The sequence below is a fragment of the Asaccharospora irregularis DSM 2635 genome (assembly GCF_900129815.1).
GTDB classification, from domain to species: domain Bacteria; phylum Bacillota; class Clostridia; order Peptostreptococcales; family Peptostreptococcaceae; genus Asaccharospora; species Asaccharospora irregularis.
Genome location: NZ_FQWX01000002.1, coordinates 150,771 through 168,869 on the forward strand (window position 1 = coordinate 150,771; position 18,099 = coordinate 168,869).

Consider the following 18,099-nt stretch of genomic DNA (forward strand, 5'->3'; position numbering starts at 1 on the left):
TTGGAAAGTAAAAAAATAAAAATTAATTAACAAACGTATGACTCATATATTCCTTCGGAAAGTGTAAATTAATCTGTTCTTTAGAGTAATTTCGCTGTTCTATAGCAATGTAATTTAATAATAATATTTGTAAGTTTGAATTAATTATTCATATTTTGGATATTTAATTCAAAAATGGTAAAACTAAATCTAGTGAAGTATATGTAATTTTTCAAAAGTACTTATCCTTCAACAAAATCTGAATATAGATTTTTTTAAATTTATATTATGCCATCAAAGAATATAGATAGTTGGTTATAAATACTATCCAAATTTCTATATCTCATAGTCCACTTTTTCATTATGTTTTGGCCTGCTAAGTAAAGCGTTTTTAGAAGCTATTCACCTGATGGAAAAGTGGATTTTGTTTTGATTACCTTTTTAAGCTGTCTGTTAAATTCTTTAATTATTATTTATAGTGTTGTACATAATTGTTTTTCTAAAATAGCTTTAAATCCATGTTTTGGCTATCATCATCGAGCGTTACGTTGCAATCTTTTGAGCGAAAGAGAGTGCTCAAAAGGATTTTCAATATAATTCCCAACTCAAAATCTTGAGTATACGAAATATATTAAACTATTGATAGTAGCCGTTTATATAAGAGTAGCTTTCTTATTTTAAAGAAGGCATACGGCAGTGGTCCTTTGACTAATCAACAACGCAATTAAATTATTAGCTTCTAAAATACTTCGTAAATATCATATTCCATATCAAGTCTACTACGTATATTATACGTTCATATGTGTTGGTAGCTTTTGTTATAGTATTCATTGTCTCGTCGCCAAATACCCTGTACATTTTGTTTTTAGGTTTATTTACGTTATTTACTTTGTTGACCTTCATCCACGTTTTGTTAATGTAGTACATTAGCTTTTTTGTGCAATCCTTTTAGGCACAGAGAGTTTATTTATTTGGTATCGAGAAGTTAGGTTATTTTTGTATGATGATTACAATAAAATCTTCGCTTCGTTATCACAAGCTGGTATTTATAGGATCGAAGAGAAGATATATTTATATATTAAATTACATAATTCTATATTTAATAGAAGTATTATTATTTTAATTAAAATATTATACTATAAATAATACCCTTGTAAATTTTATAGAAAGAAAGTAACATATAATTGATAAAGATCTAATTAATATAAATTATAGTTTCATTTAAGCTTAAAATAAGTTAGATAAAAGAAAGTATGTGAATATAGACCAATGAATTATAAAAAAATGACAAATAAAAATAATATAGGTTTACTTACTAATTATGAACAAATCAAGTCAAGAGAAAGAGTTAATAATCATGGAGAAGTATTGACACCAGAATGGTTAGTTAGAGATATGTTAGACTTATTGCCAAGAGGAGTATCGAAAATACAATCAAGATACCTTGAAACCTCTGCTGGAGAAGGAATTTTTTTAGTAGAAATATTACGTAGAAAACTAGATACAGTATTTAGAATGTATAATAAAGCATCAGACCGAGAGTTTTTCACAATAGTTGCACTTTGTAATATTTATGGTCTTGAACTATTAAAAGATAATGTTGAAGTTATAAAGATACGTTTAGAAATGATTGTAAAGGATTTTTTTATAAATAAAAATAATATGACTACTAGTAATATTTTTTTTGATATTATAAAGATGATTTTAGATATAAATATCATTAATATGGATTCAATGAAGTTTAAGGAACCTGTATTTGATGATGATAAACAAATAATGTTAAATAGTAATGGTGGGTTTATTTATAAAGATGAGTTAGCACGTATATCAGAATGGGAATTTGATTACGGGAATAAGAAAGTTAAGCGAATTGAATACTATTATGAAGATTTGGTAAATAAACAAAAAGAAGAGTATTTATTAAAAGAGCAAGAAAAAGAATCAGTAAAAAAAAGTGATAATATCAAACTGAATGAAGATTGTTATATCAAAAAAGCCAAAAAATATGAACAAGTATCATTTTTAGATAATTTAAATACAAACGATGAAATTAAATCAAATAATAAAATAAAAAATATAGAAAAATCAATATTAAATCCTGTTAGGATATTTGAAAGTGTAAACTATTTAAAACTTTTAGACTTAAAGTAGGGGGAAGAATAGATGTGTAGAACGGACTATAAAACATTTGAAAGCAAATTAATTTATATATTTGCAATACAAGATGAAACGCATAAAGGATTATTAAAAATTGGGGATACAACTTTTTGTGGAAGTCCTTATGATAGAAAATCAATTGAAGATGCTGCAAAAAAGAGGATTGATCAGTACACTGTTACTGCGAACATAGAATATGAATTACTGTATGTTGATTTAGCAATTACAAAAAAGGGTGAATACTTTAGAGATTATGATGTCCATAATGTTTTAAAACGTTCGGGTATTGAAACTTATAAGAGTACTGATAAAAGAAGAGGCCGTGAATGGTTTAAATTAGACTTGAATACTGCTAAAAATGCTATAGAAGTAGTCAAGGAAGGGAGAAAAGCTTTAAACTCTGAAGATATAAGCGAAGGTTTTAATCCAATAATATTTAGACCAGAACAGAAGAAAGCGATTGAAGAGACATTAAAATCAATTAAAGATAGTTTAAAAAGCAAAGATAAGGATAAGTCTAAAAAGAAGCTTTGGAATGCAAAAATGAGATTTGGAAAGACTTTAACAGCATTACAAGTTGCAAAAGAGGCAAATTTTAAAAAGACTATTATTATTACACATAGACCAGTTGTTTCAGATGGTTGGTTTGAAGATTTTTATAAAATTTTTCATAATACAGAATATGTTTTTGGTTCTAAAGATAAGGGAGAAGATTTAACTACATTACTTAAGAAAGGAAAACCATTTGTATACTTTGCCTCTATGCAAGATTTAAGAGGTTCAGCGCTTGTTGGAGGAAATTTTAGTAAGAATGATTTAATCTTTGATACAGAATGGGATTTTGTTATCGTAGACGAAGCCCATGAAGGAAATTTAACAGATCGAGCTAAACGTGTTCATAAAAATATAAAAAGAACATTTACACTAGAGCTTTCAGGAACACCATTTAATCTAATTGATGAATATGAAAATGAAGATGATATTTATACTTGGGATTATATAATGGAGCAAAAAGCTAAAGAAGAGTGGAGCATAAATAACTTTGGAGACTCAAATCCATATGAAAGTTTACCTAAGCTATCAATGTTTACTTATCAACTTGACAGAGAATTTAGAAATACAAAATATGTTGAAGTTGAAGACAAGGCTTTTAATTTTAAAGAATTTTTCCGTACATATAATGATGAAGAACCTATTATTGAAAAACGAGGTAAATTCATACATGAAGACGATGTATGTAAGTTTTTAGATTTGATAACAACAAAAGATGATACTACTAATTTTCCGTTTTCAACTGAGTACTATCGCAATAACTTAAAAAACACATTATGGCTAGTTCCAGGTGTTGCTGAAGCTAGAGCATTAAGTGAATTAATGAAAAATCATGTTATTTTTAGAAACTTTGAGATAGTTAATGTAGCTGGCGATGGAGATGATGAGGATGAAAATGAAGATGCATTACAAAAAGTAAAAAATGCAATAGGAAGTAATCCAGATAAATCTTATACAATTACAATAACATGTGGTAAGTTGACCACAGGAGTAAGCATACCTGCATGGACAGGTGTAATGATGCTTTCAAATACATCTTCTGCATCAACATATCTTCAAACAGCGTTTAGGGTTCAAACACCTGCAAATATTGGTGGTAAGATGAAAATAAATTGTTATGTATTTGATTTTGCACCAGATAGAACTTTAAAAATGGTAGCTCAAGCGGCTAGATTAAATACTAAAGCTGGAAGACTAAACTCGCAAGAACAAAAAATTGCAATGGGTGAGTTTTTAAATTATTGTTCAATTGTAAGCCTAGATGACAGTAAAATGGGAGAAATTAATGTAGAAACATTGCTTAGACAATTAAAGAAAGCATCTGCTGAAAAGGTAGCTAATAATGGTTTTGATGATATAAGACTTTACAATGATGAACTTTTACGTTTAGATGAAGTTGACATAAGAGATTTTAATGATTTAAAAGCTATTATAGGAGAATCTAAACAAGATAAAAAGCCACTTGATGTAACTATAAATAACCAAGGCTTTGATGATGAAGAATGGGAAAAAGCAGAAAAAGCGGATAAAAAAAGTAAGAAAGACAGAACACCTGAAGAATTAGAAGCCCTAGAAAAAATGAAACAATTACGTAAGCAAAGAGATACAATGATAAGTGTATTAAGAGGTATCAGTATTCGTATTCCAATGATGGTATATGGAGCCAATATTGATTATGATAAAGAGATAACAGTTAAAAATTTTGCTGATATAGTTGATGATATATCATGGAAAGAATTTATGCCTGATGGAGTAACTAAGGAGCTTTGGAAAAAATTTATTAAATATTATGATAATGATATATTTATAGAAGCCGGATTAAAAATACGTAGAAAAGCTAGAGCTGCTGATGAATCAAAAACAGTTAAAGAAAGAATTATAAAAATTGCAGAGATTTTTAAAACTTTTAAAAATCCAGATAAAGAAACTGTTTTAACTTCTTGGAATACAGTAAATCGTCATATTACGGATACCATAGGTGGAGAATGCTTTTTTGATGATGAGTTTGAGGTTTCTTATTTACAAGATGAAAATACACGATTTATTGATAGTAGAGATAGTGCAAATAAACCTATTTTAAATAAAGAATCAAAAGTATTAGAAATAAATTCTAAGTCAGGATTATATCCTTTACTAGCAGCTTATTCTATATATGGTGATAAAGTTAAAAACTTTAAACAAAGACAAAATAAGTATGTTACAGAGAATACATTATTAGAGCTATGGGAAAAAACTTTACATAAAAATATTTATGTATTAGCAAAAACACCTATGGCAAAAAGTATTACAGAAAGAACATTACGTGGATATTCAGACAAAGTAGTCAATGTTGAATATTATGAAAATATAACAGATGATGTTAAAAAAAGTTGTGATAAATTCAATAGTAAAGTACAACAATTATTTAAAGAAAGAGGTGGAGACAATTTGAAATTTGATGTTATTATAGGAAATCCACCGTATCAAGAAATGGATGGTGGAGCTCAAGCAAGTGCAAGCCCAATATACCAAAACTTTGTTCAAGCGGCTAAGGAGCTTAATCCTAGGTATATATCTTTAATCATGCCAAGTAGATGGTATACAGGAGGTAAGGGTTTAGATTCATTTAGAGATGAAATGCTAAATGATGAACATATACGTGAGTTACATGACTGGTTAACGCCAGAGGATATTTTCCCAAATACTAATATACGTGGTGGAGTATGTTATTTCTTATGGGATAGTAAGTATGACAATAAAGAAAGTTTAACTCGTGTTGTAACTCATCAGCACAATGAAGTTGTAAGTGATGTTATGAGACCGATGAAAATAAGAGATGTAGATATATTTATTAGAGATTATAGGGCAAATTCAATTTTAGCAAAAATATTAGAATATCAGAAAAATTTAAATAACAAAAAGTGGATAACTGAGTATGTATCACCTAGAAAACCTTTTGGATTTGGTGGTAACTTTACAAAGGATAGTAAATTCCATAATAATTCAAAAAAATTATCAGAGCCAATTAAGTGTTATGGTAAAGGTTTAGTAGGATATGTTGAACGTAAAGATATAACGGTAAGAACAGAATGGATAGATAAGTGGAAAATATATACAGCTCGTGCAAATAATATAGGTACTGAATTAAGGGATGATAATTTTAATACTATTATAGGAGAACCAGGAACTATATGTACTGAAACATATTTAGCTATAGGCGCTGATTTAAATTTAGATGAAGCTTCAGTGAATAATCTATCTTCATTTTTACAAACTAAATTTTCACGTTATCTTCATAGTTTATCAAAGTCAAGTCAAGATGCAACTAGAACTACTTACCGCTTTATACCTATGCAAGATTTTAGTAATAACGGTGATATAGATTGGTCAGTTTCTACACATATTATTGATAGACAACTTTATGAGAAGTATGGTTTATCTGATGAGGAAGTTGAGTTTGTAGAATCAAAAATTAAGGCTATGTAATATATATAATATGCAAAACATAGAATTTAAATTATTAGATTAATGATTATATGATAAAATAATTTTACTACATAATCTTAATCTAATAAATGTAATTTATGATAATACATGGAGGTGTTTTAAATAAGTGAGAATTTAAAGTTAAAATATTCATTAATTTTTCAATCATTTGCACCGTTATTTTTATTAATACTTATAAAGAATTTTAAGGTTTTGCATATTAAATTAAGTTATAAGTTTATTGATAAGCTATTTAATAAAGAGTGGTCAGTATTTAAAATTATACTTAAACATGATGAATTATTGACATATATAGTGGTTTTAATATGCACATTATGGATAATTATATCTATAATTGCATACTTAAAGTTTAAAAATTTCCAAACCTCAGGATTTCAAGAAGATGATGAAATACAGATAAGAAATTATACAACAGATACAGGACTGGGATTTTTTATGACATTTGTACTTCCATTAGTACTAGATGATTTAGGAGAACCTCGAGAATTTATTGCTTTTATCGTTATGATTTTACTTGTCATAATACTTATGTTAAGAACTAATTTATACTACCAAAATCCGGTGTTGATAATACTTGGATATACTACATTTATCTTTGAAATAAAAAATCCTCAGGATAGAAGAATGAAGGATAAGGACTGTATAGGAATAACAAAAGGAAAGATAAATGGAGAAGGAATAATAAAATATCAATATATAGCAGATGATGTTTTTGTAGTATATGATAAGAATAGGGGATGATATAATGAATAAAGAAGAAATTATACAAAATATCAATAATATGTTTACCAATAAAGAATATATGTTTGATGCTTATGTACTTACTAAAGGGGAAGCTTTATTAAAAAAATTAATTTTAGATGAAGGAAATCCTACAATAGATTCAGGTAATTTTAAGAAAAGTATTCAAAATTCTATTGAAGAATTGATCATAGATAAGTTTACTAATGAAAATGTAGATTATAGTTCAGCGGAAAATATTGCAGATAATCAGAAGAAATTTTATATAATTAACCAAGATAGTTTATATCAACCATTTTCAGTAGTTAAAGAAACATTTGAACCAATTGATAGATTTAAGACACAAGATATAGATAAAGCATTAGGTATATTATTTAAATATAAACGAGGTGACTTATGTATGTGGGCTTATCAGCATATATATCCAACATCGATACCTAGCCCAAAGAATAAGTTTTGGTCTATTCAAAAACATAATGATATATTCATAGAAATGAAAGAGGTAATATTTCCTATATTAAAAAAAATAGATATTTTAATAATAGGAGATAATATTATTACAAGTAATATATCATTGATGGAGCGTTCATTTAAATTTCAAGGATTTATCAAGTCAAAGGCAGAGCAATCTATTCAAAAGATAGAAACATTAAACTTAGTAAGTAATATTGACAAGCTTACCGAATATATTGGAAGGTCGAAGCTTATTTATTCAAAAAGAATGATGAGAATAAGTAGCTCAAAAGTTTTGGACAAGACATCACAAGAATTAATAAATAGTGTAGAAAGCTTACCTAGATGGAAGGGGAAATTTAATATACAAGATAATAAAATTGTATTAAGTACATATAAAGAAGTTGAGAGTCTGATTGATTTATTAGATGAAACATATACAAGGTCTGATGTTACAGGTCATGAATATAAGACTGATGTTAAGAAGTTAGCTGAACCTGTAGCATAGTACGGTGATCAGTAAAAGTAAAATGTACCCTATAAAGTAGACAATTAATAAAAAGGTCTACTCTATAGGGTATTTTTGTATATAATTAAATAAAAAATAGAATTGGAGAAAACTTTAATGAGTAAGAAGTTATTTACAGAAGAAGAAGTAAGTATATTGAAACAAAATAAATATGTTAAAAAGGTTAGTTCAAAGGGAATTACTTATACAGATGAATTCAAAAGAATATTTATAGATGAAAGTAATAATGGTAAATTACCTAGAATAATATTTGAAGAATGTGGATTTGATATTGATATTATAGGTACGCAAAGAGTTAAATCTTCTGCAGATAGATGGCGTTCAGCCTTCAAAAACGGCGGAGCTGTAAGACTTATAGATACTCGTAAGTACAATAATGGTAGGCCAGTTGAGAAAGATCTAACTTTAGAAGAAAAATATAAGAAACTAGAAGCTAAAATGAAGTTACTTCAAGCTGAAAATGAATTGCTAAAAAAGTTAGACATGATAGAAAGGAGAGTGTTAAAAAAGAAGTAAATTTATTCTCTTGTGAAAAATATGAAATTATTAAATCTACAATAAAAAAATATAAGCTAAGAAACATGATAAGTTATTTGTGTAAAGTTGCAGGTGTTTCTCGCTCTGGATTCTACAGATATTTTTTATCGAAAAATGAAAAATTAAGAAAATCTAAAGAAGAAGAGGATATTTTAGCTAAAGAAAATGTATTAAAAGCATTTAATTACAAAGGTCGTAAGAAAGGTGCAAGGCAGATAAAAATGGTTTTAAAGGATAAATTTAATATAGTATATAATTTAAAACGCATTCGAAGAATAATGAAAAAATATGAAATAGTCTGCCCATTTAGGAAAGCTAATCCTTATAGACGTATGATGAAAGCAACTAAAGAACATACTGTTGTTCCTAATTTGGTAAATAGAGAATTCAAGCAAGGTATACCAGGTAAAATATTATTAACAGATATTACATATTTAAACTATAAAAATGGAAAAAGAGCTTATTTATCAACAATAAAAGATTCATCTACGAATGAGATATTGGCTCACTATGTTTCAGATAGCCTACGGCTAGAAATTGTCTTAAATACATTAGAAAAACTTAAATTGAATGGAAGTTTAAAACTTAATAGCGACGCTATTTTACACTCTGATCAAGGGGTACATTATACGAGCCCTAAATTTCAAAAGAAAGTAAAGAAACTAGGATTAAAACAATCTATGTCTCGAAGAGGAAATTGTTGGGATAATGCTCCACAAGAATCGTTCTTTGGTCATTTTAAAGATGAAGTTACTCTTAATAAATGTAGTTCCTTAGATGAAGTTATAAATGAAATAGATGACTATATGAATTACTATAATAATGATAGATATCAATGGAATTTAAACAAGATGACTCCTGTTCAATACAGAAATCATCTTGTTTGTTAAATATCCCTTTTTTTAAATTGTCCTTGACAAGGGGTACATTTTATAATAAAGAGGCTTTTATTTTATATACTTACACTATACTAGATTATATTTAAATAAATCTTTAGAGCATTTAAACTTTTTTGTTTTTATTAATTTGCTTAATAAATTGCTTTATTCTTAGTATATTTCTTTATTACTATACTACTGATATAGAATATAAGTGGGAGCAAAATAATAAGCTGAATTACAGGTAGTAAACCAATATTAGTGTTTAGAAATAAAGGCATGGTTTCTGGGTTATATCCCCATCTACCTGTGTAAAGAGCATGAATCTCAAAATAAAAACTTAGAAATAAGGCGTAGAGTATAGTAATTATATAATCATGCTTATGCCATTTCTTCAAAATCCAATTTATATCATTATTTACAACAACTAATAACATATATAATATCAGACTCATATTCATATCTCCAAATGTGGCACTCAACATTAGTCTAGTGTGTCCTGTTACGTCGTCAATAACATAAAACCTTCCGCACTGTGAATACTCCCAAATACCTTGTAAAATAAAAGCAACTATAGCTACAACTAAAATATTTCTTATAAAACTTTTCATTAGTTCCTCCGTATAATAATATCTAAAATTATTATATATCAAATCGGAGTAAAATAAACTTAATTTGGAATATATACATTAAATGTTGAGCCTTTTCCTTCCTTACTTTCTAAATCTATACTTCCATTATGAGAGTCAATTATAGCTTTAACTATACTAAGGCCTATACCAGCACCCCCAGTGAGTCTAGTTCTTGATTTATCTACTCTATAAAATCTATCAAAAATGTATTCTTTGTCTTCATATGGTATTCCAATGCCATCGTCTTTAAATATTAACTTAATTCCATTTTTGTGTTCAAATAATCCGATTTCTATATTTCCACCTTCATTTGTGTATTTTATAGCATTAGATAAAAGATTTATTATAACTTGAGTTATCTTATCTTTATCTGCATATAAAGTTAAATTATTATTATTAAAATTAACAGTTATATTTTTTCTCTTGTACTCTGATTCAAAAGTAGTAATTATATTTTGTACAAGCTCACTTATATTAAACTTAGTTTTATTAATGTCTCTATAATCTTGTTCATAAGAGTAGAGCTTTTCTAAATCCTTTACCAATCTAGTCAATCTTAAAATTTCTTCATAACAAACTGATAATCTCTCTTTGGTTGGATCTATTATTCCATCCATTAAAGCTTCTAGTGTTATCTGTAGTGACGTAAGTGGAGTCTTTAATTCATGAGATATATCCTTAGTTAAATTCTTTCTTATATCCTCTTGTCTTTGTAGAGATTTTGCCAAGTCATTGATACTAATGATTAAGTTATCTAACTCCATAGTATCTACTTTTTCATCAATTCTTTGATTGTAATTTCCTTTGGATATATCTTTAGTAATTTTTTCAACCTTAGATATAGGTCTTACTATATTATTAGTAACTAAGAATCCTACTATAATAGATGCTATTAGTGCTATAAAACTTGAATATATTAAAACTTTATTTAATGTTTTTAGATATAAAATATCATTTTCACTATAATAATCAGGATAAGACCCAATTGATACAGTTCCAACTGATTTATCATCTACAATAATATCGTAATTTTTAACTGTATAGTTTTCTTTCCAAGCTGGAAAATTCATTCTCATATGTTCACTCATATTATGAATTACATTTTCGCATCTATATAAATCATATTTATATGCATCCCAAATTTCTTTTTTACTATTATCTTTAATATTTACAATATATCCATTATCTAAGGCTTCACTACCTATATCTTGAACAGAACTTAAATTCCATGTATCAAAATTTCTATAGCTTCTTTCTAAGTCATTTACTATAGAGTTACTGGTATTTTCTCCTTTTGATAATACATATTCTCTGAAATGATTTTGCATCAAGCTATTTGCAAGTAAAGCTACTATTAAGACACTTATAATAGAAACTAAAATATAAGACAGAGTTAGTTTGTATCTTAGTTTAAGCTTCATTTACTCTTTCCTCCACAAAACTTATATCCTATACCATATACTGTAACAAGGTATGTCGGATTTTTATGATCATCTTCTATCTTTTGTCTTAAATTTTTTATATGAGTGTCAATAGCTCTATCCATTCCATCATAATCATATCCTAAAACAATAAATATTAATTCTTCTCTAGTAAAAACCTTATTTGGGTACTTAATCATAGTTAACAATATTTTATATTCAGTTGCAGTTAGATTCAATAATGCTCCACCTTTTTTCACTTCATAGGTATTAGTATCAATTACTAAATCATTATTGTTGAAAGTAAGTATATTATCGGATTGTTCTGGAGCTTTTTCTATTCTTCTCGAAATTGAATTTATTCTAGCAACGAGTTCCTTAGCACTAAACGGTTTTGTTATATATTCATCTGCTCCAATACCCAAACCTTCTATAATACTATTTTCATCAGTTTTAGCTGTAAGCATTACAATATAGACATTTGATTTTTTTCTAATTTCTTTGCAAATATCAGTACCTAATATATCAGGAAGCATTATATCTAACATAACAATATCTGGATTATATTTATCAAAATTTTCAAGTGCGCTTTTTCCATCAAAAGATTGGTGTGTAGTATAACCTTCTTTATCTAAATAGTTTTTTACAATTTCATTTATATTAACTTCATCTTCAACGATTAAGATACTTATATTCTTCATTTATAACCCTCCTAAATTTTCTTTTTTATAATTTTGCCATACAATTGTATAGATTTTATGAAGATATTAATAATTTATCTAATTTTATTAAAATATTTTAAATAATTTTTTAATCCTCATAAGTTCTTCATAATACATACATATAATGAACTTAATAAAAAGTAATTATACAAGGAGGTTTTTGTTATGCTTTGTGGAGGAGCTGGTTTGATGGGTAGTGGATGGTTTCTTCTAATGATGGGTATAAAAGTGCTTATATTTGTTGCTTTAATAGTTCTAGGTGTAAAACTATTCAATAAATATACAGATAACTCTAGAAGTGCACTTAAGATATTAGATGAAAAGTTTGCTACAGGTGAGATAAATGAAGATGATTATATAGCTAGAAAAAATGTTTTACTAAAAAAATAAAAAATAATAAAAAGTGAGCTAGAAATCTCTAACTCACTTTTTAGAATTATTATAGATTTTTATTATTTTTATTAAAATATAATTTAAATAAGGGGGAGTGTTATTTATGCCAAAATGGTTAGAAAATTTTTTGAAAAGAATAGAAGAAGCTAATAAGAAAAATTTAGGATCAGGAAAACTAGATTGTTGCGACCTAAATAAACAAACAAAGCCTAATAATAATTCAAAAGATAAATAGTTACTAAATTTCAGACAAAAGAGGAGGGATATCATTGGTAGAACTATTTAAAATAGGGGGCATCTCTATATACTTATTCGGTGTGGCCGTGTCAATTGCAATGGCAGTAGGAATATTTGTAATGTTAAGAGAAGCCAAAAGAAAAGGCCTAAATGAAGATAGTATGTGGGATTTAAGTATATATACAATAATAGCTTCTGTTATAGGAGCAAGACTATATTATATTTTAGTCTTTGATCTCTCAAATTATATAAACAATCCTATAGAAATATTTCAGATTCAAAATGGAGGAATGTCTATCCAAGGTGGGATATTAGGCGGAATTATATTTGCAATTTGGTACACAAGAAAAAAGAAAATATCATTTTTAAAAGCAGCAGATGCATTTGCACCAGGAATTATATTAGGGCAGGCAATTGGTAGAGTTGGATGTGACGTATTTGGAATACCTATGAAAAGCCAATATCTATGGGGTATAATGGTAAATAATCAACTTCTACATCCAGCTCAAATTTATGAAATGATATTAGATTTAATTTTGTTCATATACTTATGGAGAAAAAGAGAAAAAATTCAGTATCATGGACAGTTATTTATACACTATTTAATAGGATTTGCCCTAAATCGTGCATTAATAGAGTTTGTTAGAGAAAATCCTATTGTATTTGGTAGCTTAACAGTTGCCCATGTAACAAGTTTTGTAATTATAGTAGTTGCAATAATAGCTGGAAATAAAATTAAAAATCATAGTAAAGTTTTAGATGAAGAAAGAAAAAATATTTCATCTAAAGAATTATATTTAGGTTACGCAATATCAGGATTTATTTTAGTAGTTGGAACTTGGATTTACTATATTGTTCATTAAAAAAAACATAAAAACATGGAGGGTTTATTATGAATTGCCACAATAACAACAATAATAATGATAATAATGATAATAATGATAATAATGGAAATAACAAAAAAGGATTTTTAAAATTTGGAGCTATGATGGGTCTATGCTGTTTGTTACCGGTTATACTTGTAGCATTACTTCCGCTACTTGGGTTTAAAGCATTAGCTCTTTCTGGTTTAGCATCTTTAATTTGTCCAATTATGATGATTGGTATGATGTTTATGATGGGAAGAAGTCATAAAAAAGGTGATGATAACAATGGAAACAATTGTTGTTCAAAAAATGAAGATAGTGAGTATATAAATGTATCTAAAAAAGATTATGAGATTATAGATAAAAATAAATAAAATTGATATAATAAAAGTAATTTTAAGGGGGGGGAGCATAATGCAAAACAAAATGATGTTGTTAGTTATAACAGGAGCTTTAGCAATAGTAGGAATTATAGGACTTAACTATGATAACATAAAGAATGATATTAAAAGTGTAGTAGATAATGGAGTAGTAGGGCCTAAACAAAATATTGCAGAGCAATCAAGTCTTGGAGAAGAAGACATGATTAAGATAATGGAGGACAATGGATTTAGTAATATAGCAGAAGCTCTTAAGAATAAAGATTATGAGGCTATGGATGAATTCACCAATAATATGACCGATGAAGATTATGAAAAGCTAATTAATTTAAAAGCTAATATCTCAGATGCGGACTATCAAAAGATAGTTCAGATAATGAGTGAAAATGGATATGATTCTATGGTAAGCGTTATGGCATCTATAGATCTAGGAGGATCTTGTCATTAAGGTTTAACAATAATATCCCCCTCTAAGCATACTTAGAGGGGGAATTTTATAAGGGAGTGTTTTTATTGAACAGAGGTATACATAAAGAAAAAAATAAGGTCGTACAAACTATAATAGCTATATCTTTAAGTTTATGTATTTTAATATTAATGGTAAAGTTTGCACTAGCTTTTAAACCTTTTTATTATTTTGAAGTTGATCGTTTGAATATAGAAGCTACTTCAAATATATCAAAAGATGAAATTATAAAAAATTATGATTATACTATAGATTATCTATTAGGTAGGGAAGGCACTAAATTTGAACTTCCTACTTTACCATCATCACTATTTGGTCAGGTCCATTTTGAAGAAGTTCTAAAAATATTTTCTGCTTTAGATATTGTACTAATTTTAAGCATTGTAGTAAGTATAATAGGAATAGTATTTCTGTATAAAAAAAGAAACTTTAGTTTTGTAAAACAAGCTTCTAATATTTTAACTTTCTTTCCAATTGTTTTTGGTGTAATTTTTTCCTTGAATTTTGAAAGAAGTTTTATAATATTTCATAAAATATTTTTTAGAAATGACTACTGGATTTTTGATCCTCAAAAGGATCCAATTATTAATATATTACCCCAAGAGTTTTTCTTTGATATAGCTATATTTATTTTAATAATTAACTTTGTAATTGCTTTCCTTTTAAGAATACTTTATCATAAAAAGTTAAAATATTTAAAATAATAATATTTAGCAAATAAGAGTTATGATAAGTTAGAGAGGAAAATATAATGGATAACTTAACTGATAAAATTAGAAAGAGATACAATAGAGTTGCAGCTATTTATGATTTATTAGAACAACCTATGGAGATGATGTCTCTAAAAGAGTGGCGAATTGAAGTTATGAAAGAATTAAAAGGGAATGTCTTAGAAATAGGAGTTGGAACTGGAAAAAATATAGAGTTTTATCCTAATAATATAAATATAACAGCAATAGATTTCAGTGTTAATATGCTTCAAAGAGCAAGAAATAAAGCAAAAGAGTTAGGAAAAAAAGTAGATTTAAAACTTATGGATGCACAAAATATGGATTTTGAAGATAATACCTTTGATACAGTTTTTACAACATGTGTATTTTGTTCTGTTCCCGACCCTATTAAAGGCTTAATGGAAATTAAAAGAGTATGCAAAAAAGGTGGCAAGATTATTTTAATAGAACATGTTAGAAGTGAAAAAAAGGTAATAGGTACTCTTATGGATGTATTAAATCCAATTGTAGTAAATTCATATGGTGCTAATATTAATAGAAAAACTGTAGAAAATGTACAAAAATCTGGATTTAGTAATATAGGAGTAACAAACCTATGGAGTGATATAGTCAAAAAAATTGTAATAAATAATAAATAATTTAATTTCTAAAATAATCTTCATAAAATCAACACATATTCATCATATTATATGGGTATAAAGATATTAAAAGTCAGAAAGGGATGATATATATGATGGGTGGATATGGAATGATGTCAGGATTTGGTATGTTTATTCCTTTATTATTAATAGGATTTGTTATATATGTGGCATTTAGATTATCAAATGGAAGTTATAGCATAAGAAGTAGGGAAAATAATGCACTGGATATATTAGATGAGAGATTTGCAAAGGGAGAAATTTCAGAAGAAGAGTATATACACAAGAAGAAAATATTAAGATAATAAAGTATAAATATAAAACCTCCTTATTAAAGGGGGGTTTATATTTATATTGCAAATAAATTTTGTAAGTTGCAACTATGAGTCTATACGTTATTTGACTTATGAAATGTTCTCGATACATTTAAATGCCATATACCTAATCACTATATGAGTTGGTAATCTTATGAAAAAAATATCTTCATAAAATCTACACATTTTAATCGTATTATATAAATATAGAGATATTAAAAAATATAAAGGAATGATATCTATGATGGGTGGATATGGAATAATAGGAGGATTTGGTATGTTTATTAATTTATTATTAATAGGGATCGTTATATATGTAGTATTTAAATTATCTAATGGAAGTTATAGCATAAGAAATGGAGGAAATGAAGCTATAAATATTTTAAATCAAAGATATGCAAATAGTAAAATTTCAGAAGAAGAGTATATACAAAAGAAAAAAATGCTAAGAGAATAAAATATGAATTTTCAATAACATAATATTTTACAAAAAATATAATCTTCATATTTAGCACATAATTATTCTCTATAATAAAGATATAAAATGATTGCAATAATAATACAAAATATAAAAGGAGTGAATATAATGAAAAAAAAAGGAATAATATTTGCTTTAGCAGGATTTTTAGTAGTAGGAGGAGTAACAGGGATGACGTATGCAAATACAAATAATGATACTATAGAAACAAATAATGTAAAAATAACATCTACCTTAAATTCAGAAGCCGATATTATAAAAGTTGAAAATGAGGAAATAAATGAATCAGATTTTGAGCAAAAAGAAATGGTTAGATTAATGAAAGAATATGGATTTAAAGATATGGCAAAGGCATTTGAAAATAGAAATTATAAGGCTATGGATGAGTTTATGAATAATATGACAGATGAAGATTATCAAAAGATGATTGATATTATGAGAAAAAGTGGATATGAATCTATGGCAAATATGATGGGTTCAATTGATAGGGAGTCTATGATAAAAATGCACAATTCAATGGGCGGATCAGAATCTTGTCATGAGGATTCAAACAATAATATGATGGGTAGTTTCTAATTTTAACATACCCCCCTAGGGTAAGTGAGTTTTATAAGGGAGGAATTAAAATGGTAATTGAGTATATAATTACAGCAGGGCTTATAGGTTTGGCCATATTCATGATGTATAAAACATTTTTTAGTAAAAAGAAAAAGGGATGTTGTCACAAAAAATAGGGCAAACAAGCCAGTACATATTGAGTACTGGCTTATTTTAATTATATAGGGTAAAAAATATTATTATATTGATAAAAAACTATTTATTCTTCATAAGATTTACATAGTTTCAGCTTATTATGTGTTTAACAGCTACTGATATGTTTATTTATGGGTAATTCATTATGTGTAGTTGTATAGAATAAAAAATATTATTAAAATGATAAAAAAACTATTTATTCTTCATAAGATTCACATAATTCGAGATTATTATATGTTTAGGAAGTAATTCTACCCAATACGGGTATGGGGTATAATACGGTTTTTATTATAATTAGAGGGGAGTTAAAATGAAATTTAGCTACATTACACATCATCATTGTCCAAAACTTAATAAGGGACAGCGCGTATAATGGGTGATTGTGCATGCACAATAGTAGTAGCTAGAACTGAAGAAAGTTTAACAAAAAGATGCATTATAGTAAATCAGAACCTACTACTCAATTATCAAAAAAAGAAAAATTAAAAATATTGGAGGAAAATAAACAATGCATAAGAATAAAATTACTACAGCAGCAATTATGATGATACTATCTAGCGCAGCTTTAACACCTGTAATGGCGGAAGAAGTTCAGAATCCTGAGGAAAATGCTACACAAATCGAGCAATCAGCAGAAACTACAAATAATAGCAGTGAAGATACTAATACAACACCAGAGCCAACAACAGATGATACAACAGTAGTAGATCCACATGCAGAACATGAAGCAGGGGAAGGTACGACACCAACACCAGA

The 18,099-nt window shown here is 27.1% G+C and carries 20 protein-coding genes; 16 read left to right on the plus strand and 4 right to left on the minus strand.

From position 1 onward, the window contains the following. Window positions 1-711: 711 nt before the first annotated feature. Window positions 712-882, minus strand: coding sequence for a hypothetical protein (locus tag BUB34_RS13175; RefSeq protein WP_159430039.1), 171 nt, complete (start codon window positions 880-882; stop codon window positions 712-714). 366 nt (window positions 883-1,248) lie between these two features. On the opposite strand from BUB34_RS13175, the gene BUB34_RS01745 reads away from it, so the two are divergent. The 5 genes from BUB34_RS01745 (at window position 1,249) to BUB34_RS01770 (ending at window position 9,324) form a co-directional block, all read left to right on the plus strand. Next, window positions 1,249-2,130: a hypothetical protein gene (locus tag BUB34_RS01745; RefSeq protein WP_073123631.1), complete on the plus strand. Its 882-nt coding sequence runs from the start codon at window positions 1,249-1,251 to the stop codon at window positions 2,128-2,130. 12 nt (window positions 2,131-2,142) lie between these two features. Further along, complete coding sequence (locus tag BUB34_RS01750) at window positions 2,143-6,153, plus strand: Eco57I restriction-modification methylase domain-containing protein (RefSeq protein ID WP_073123633.1); 4,011 nt, start codon at window positions 2,143-2,145, stop codon at window positions 6,151-6,153. Between the two features lie 213 nt (window positions 6,154-6,366). Next, window positions 6,367-6,915, plus strand: a complete 549-nt coding sequence (locus BUB34_RS01755; RefSeq protein ID WP_084120095.1) for a hypothetical protein — start codon at window positions 6,367-6,369, stop codon at window positions 6,913-6,915. 4 nt (window positions 6,916-6,919) lie between these two features. Beyond that, complete coding sequence (locus BUB34_RS01760) at window positions 6,920-7,876, plus strand: DUF4868 domain-containing protein (protein WP_159430040.1); 957 nt, start codon at window positions 6,920-6,922, stop codon at window positions 7,874-7,876. Window positions 7,877-7,993: 117 nt separating this feature from the next. Then, window positions 7,994-9,324 (plus strand): IS3 family transposase gene (locus BUB34_RS01770; RefSeq protein WP_143153284.1). Its coding sequence is split into 2 segments (ribosomal slippage): window positions 7,994-8,366 and window positions 8,366-9,324, totalling 1,332 coding nucleotides; the frame shifts between segments, so codons are not numbered across the junction. A gap of 140 nt (window positions 9,325-9,464) precedes the next feature. On the opposite strand, the gene BUB34_RS01775 is transcribed toward BUB34_RS01770, so the two are convergent. From BUB34_RS01775 to BUB34_RS01785, 3 genes are read right to left on the minus strand one after another with little or no spacing between them, the layout of a single operon-like run. Beyond that, window positions 9,465-9,923, minus strand: coding sequence for a hypothetical protein (locus tag BUB34_RS01775; protein WP_073123642.1), 459 nt, complete (start codon window positions 9,921-9,923; stop codon window positions 9,465-9,467). A gap of 59 nt (window positions 9,924-9,982) precedes the next feature. After that, a complete protein-coding gene (locus BUB34_RS01780; protein WP_073123644.1) occupies window positions 9,983-11,365 on the minus strand; it encodes a sensor histidine kinase in 1,383 nt (460 codons plus the stop codon). After that, window positions 11,362-12,066: a response regulator transcription factor gene (locus tag BUB34_RS01785; RefSeq protein WP_073123646.1), complete on the minus strand. Its 705-nt coding sequence runs from the start codon at window positions 12,064-12,066 to the stop codon at window positions 11,362-11,364. Before BUB34_RS01785 ends, BUB34_RS01780 begins: the two co-directional genes overlap by 4 nt. Window positions 12,067-12,252: 186 nt before the next feature. Here BUB34_RS01785 and BUB34_RS01790 point away from each other — a divergent pair, with 186 nt between their 5' ends. The 11 genes from BUB34_RS01790 to BUB34_RS13180 all read left to right on the plus strand — a co-directional run. After that, a complete protein-coding gene (locus BUB34_RS01790) occupies window positions 12,253-12,477 on the plus strand; it encodes an SHOCT domain-containing protein (protein ID WP_073123648.1) in 225 nt (74 codons plus the stop codon). A 106-nt stretch (window positions 12,478-12,583) separates the two neighbouring features. Next, window positions 12,584-12,715, plus strand: coding sequence for an LDCC motif putative metal-binding protein (locus tag BUB34_RS13700; RefSeq protein ID WP_278276656.1), 132 nt, complete (start codon window positions 12,584-12,586; stop codon window positions 12,713-12,715). A gap of 34 nt (window positions 12,716-12,749) precedes the next feature. After that, window positions 12,750-13,580, plus strand: a complete 831-nt coding sequence (lgt, locus tag BUB34_RS01795; protein ID WP_073123650.1) for a prolipoprotein diacylglyceryl transferase — start codon at window positions 12,750-12,752, stop codon at window positions 13,578-13,580. Window positions 13,581-13,609: 29 nt separating this feature from the next. Beyond that, a complete protein-coding gene (locus BUB34_RS01800) occupies window positions 13,610-13,957 on the plus strand; it encodes a hypothetical protein (RefSeq protein ID WP_073123652.1) in 348 nt (115 codons plus the stop codon). 40 nt (window positions 13,958-13,997) lie between these two features. Then, the gene (locus tag BUB34_RS01805) at window positions 13,998-14,411 is read left to right on the plus strand and encodes a hypothetical protein (protein ID WP_073123654.1); all 414 of its coding nucleotides are present in this window, start codon (window positions 13,998-14,000) and stop codon (window positions 14,409-14,411) included. Window positions 14,412-14,476: 65 nt separating this feature from the next. Next, entirely contained in the window at window positions 14,477-15,133 is a 657-nt protein-coding gene (locus BUB34_RS01810; RefSeq protein ID WP_084120097.1) for a TIGR01906 family membrane protein, read from the plus strand. Between the two features lie 47 nt (window positions 15,134-15,180). Beyond that, the gene (locus tag BUB34_RS01815) at window positions 15,181-15,798 is read left to right on the plus strand and encodes a class I SAM-dependent methyltransferase (protein ID WP_073123656.1); all 618 of its coding nucleotides are present in this window, start codon (window positions 15,181-15,183) and stop codon (window positions 15,796-15,798) included. A 92-nt stretch (window positions 15,799-15,890) separates the two neighbouring features. Further along, window positions 15,891-16,103 (plus strand): SHOCT domain-containing protein, encoded by a 213-nt coding sequence (locus BUB34_RS01820; protein ID WP_159430041.1) that lies wholly within the window; start codon window positions 15,891-15,893, stop codon window positions 16,101-16,103. A 286-nt stretch (window positions 16,104-16,389) separates the two neighbouring features. After that, window positions 16,390-16,569: an SHOCT domain-containing protein gene (locus tag BUB34_RS01825; protein ID WP_242948796.1), complete on the plus strand. Its 180-nt coding sequence runs from the start codon at window positions 16,390-16,392 to the stop codon at window positions 16,567-16,569. Between the two features lie 129 nt (window positions 16,570-16,698). Further along, complete coding sequence (locus BUB34_RS01830; protein WP_073123662.1) at window positions 16,699-17,166, plus strand: hypothetical protein; 468 nt, start codon at window positions 16,699-16,701, stop codon at window positions 17,164-17,166. 685 nt (window positions 17,167-17,851) lie between these two features. Next, on the plus strand, window positions 17,852-18,099 hold a 248-nt coding region (locus BUB34_RS13180; RefSeq protein WP_159430042.1), incomplete at its 3' end, for a hypothetical protein.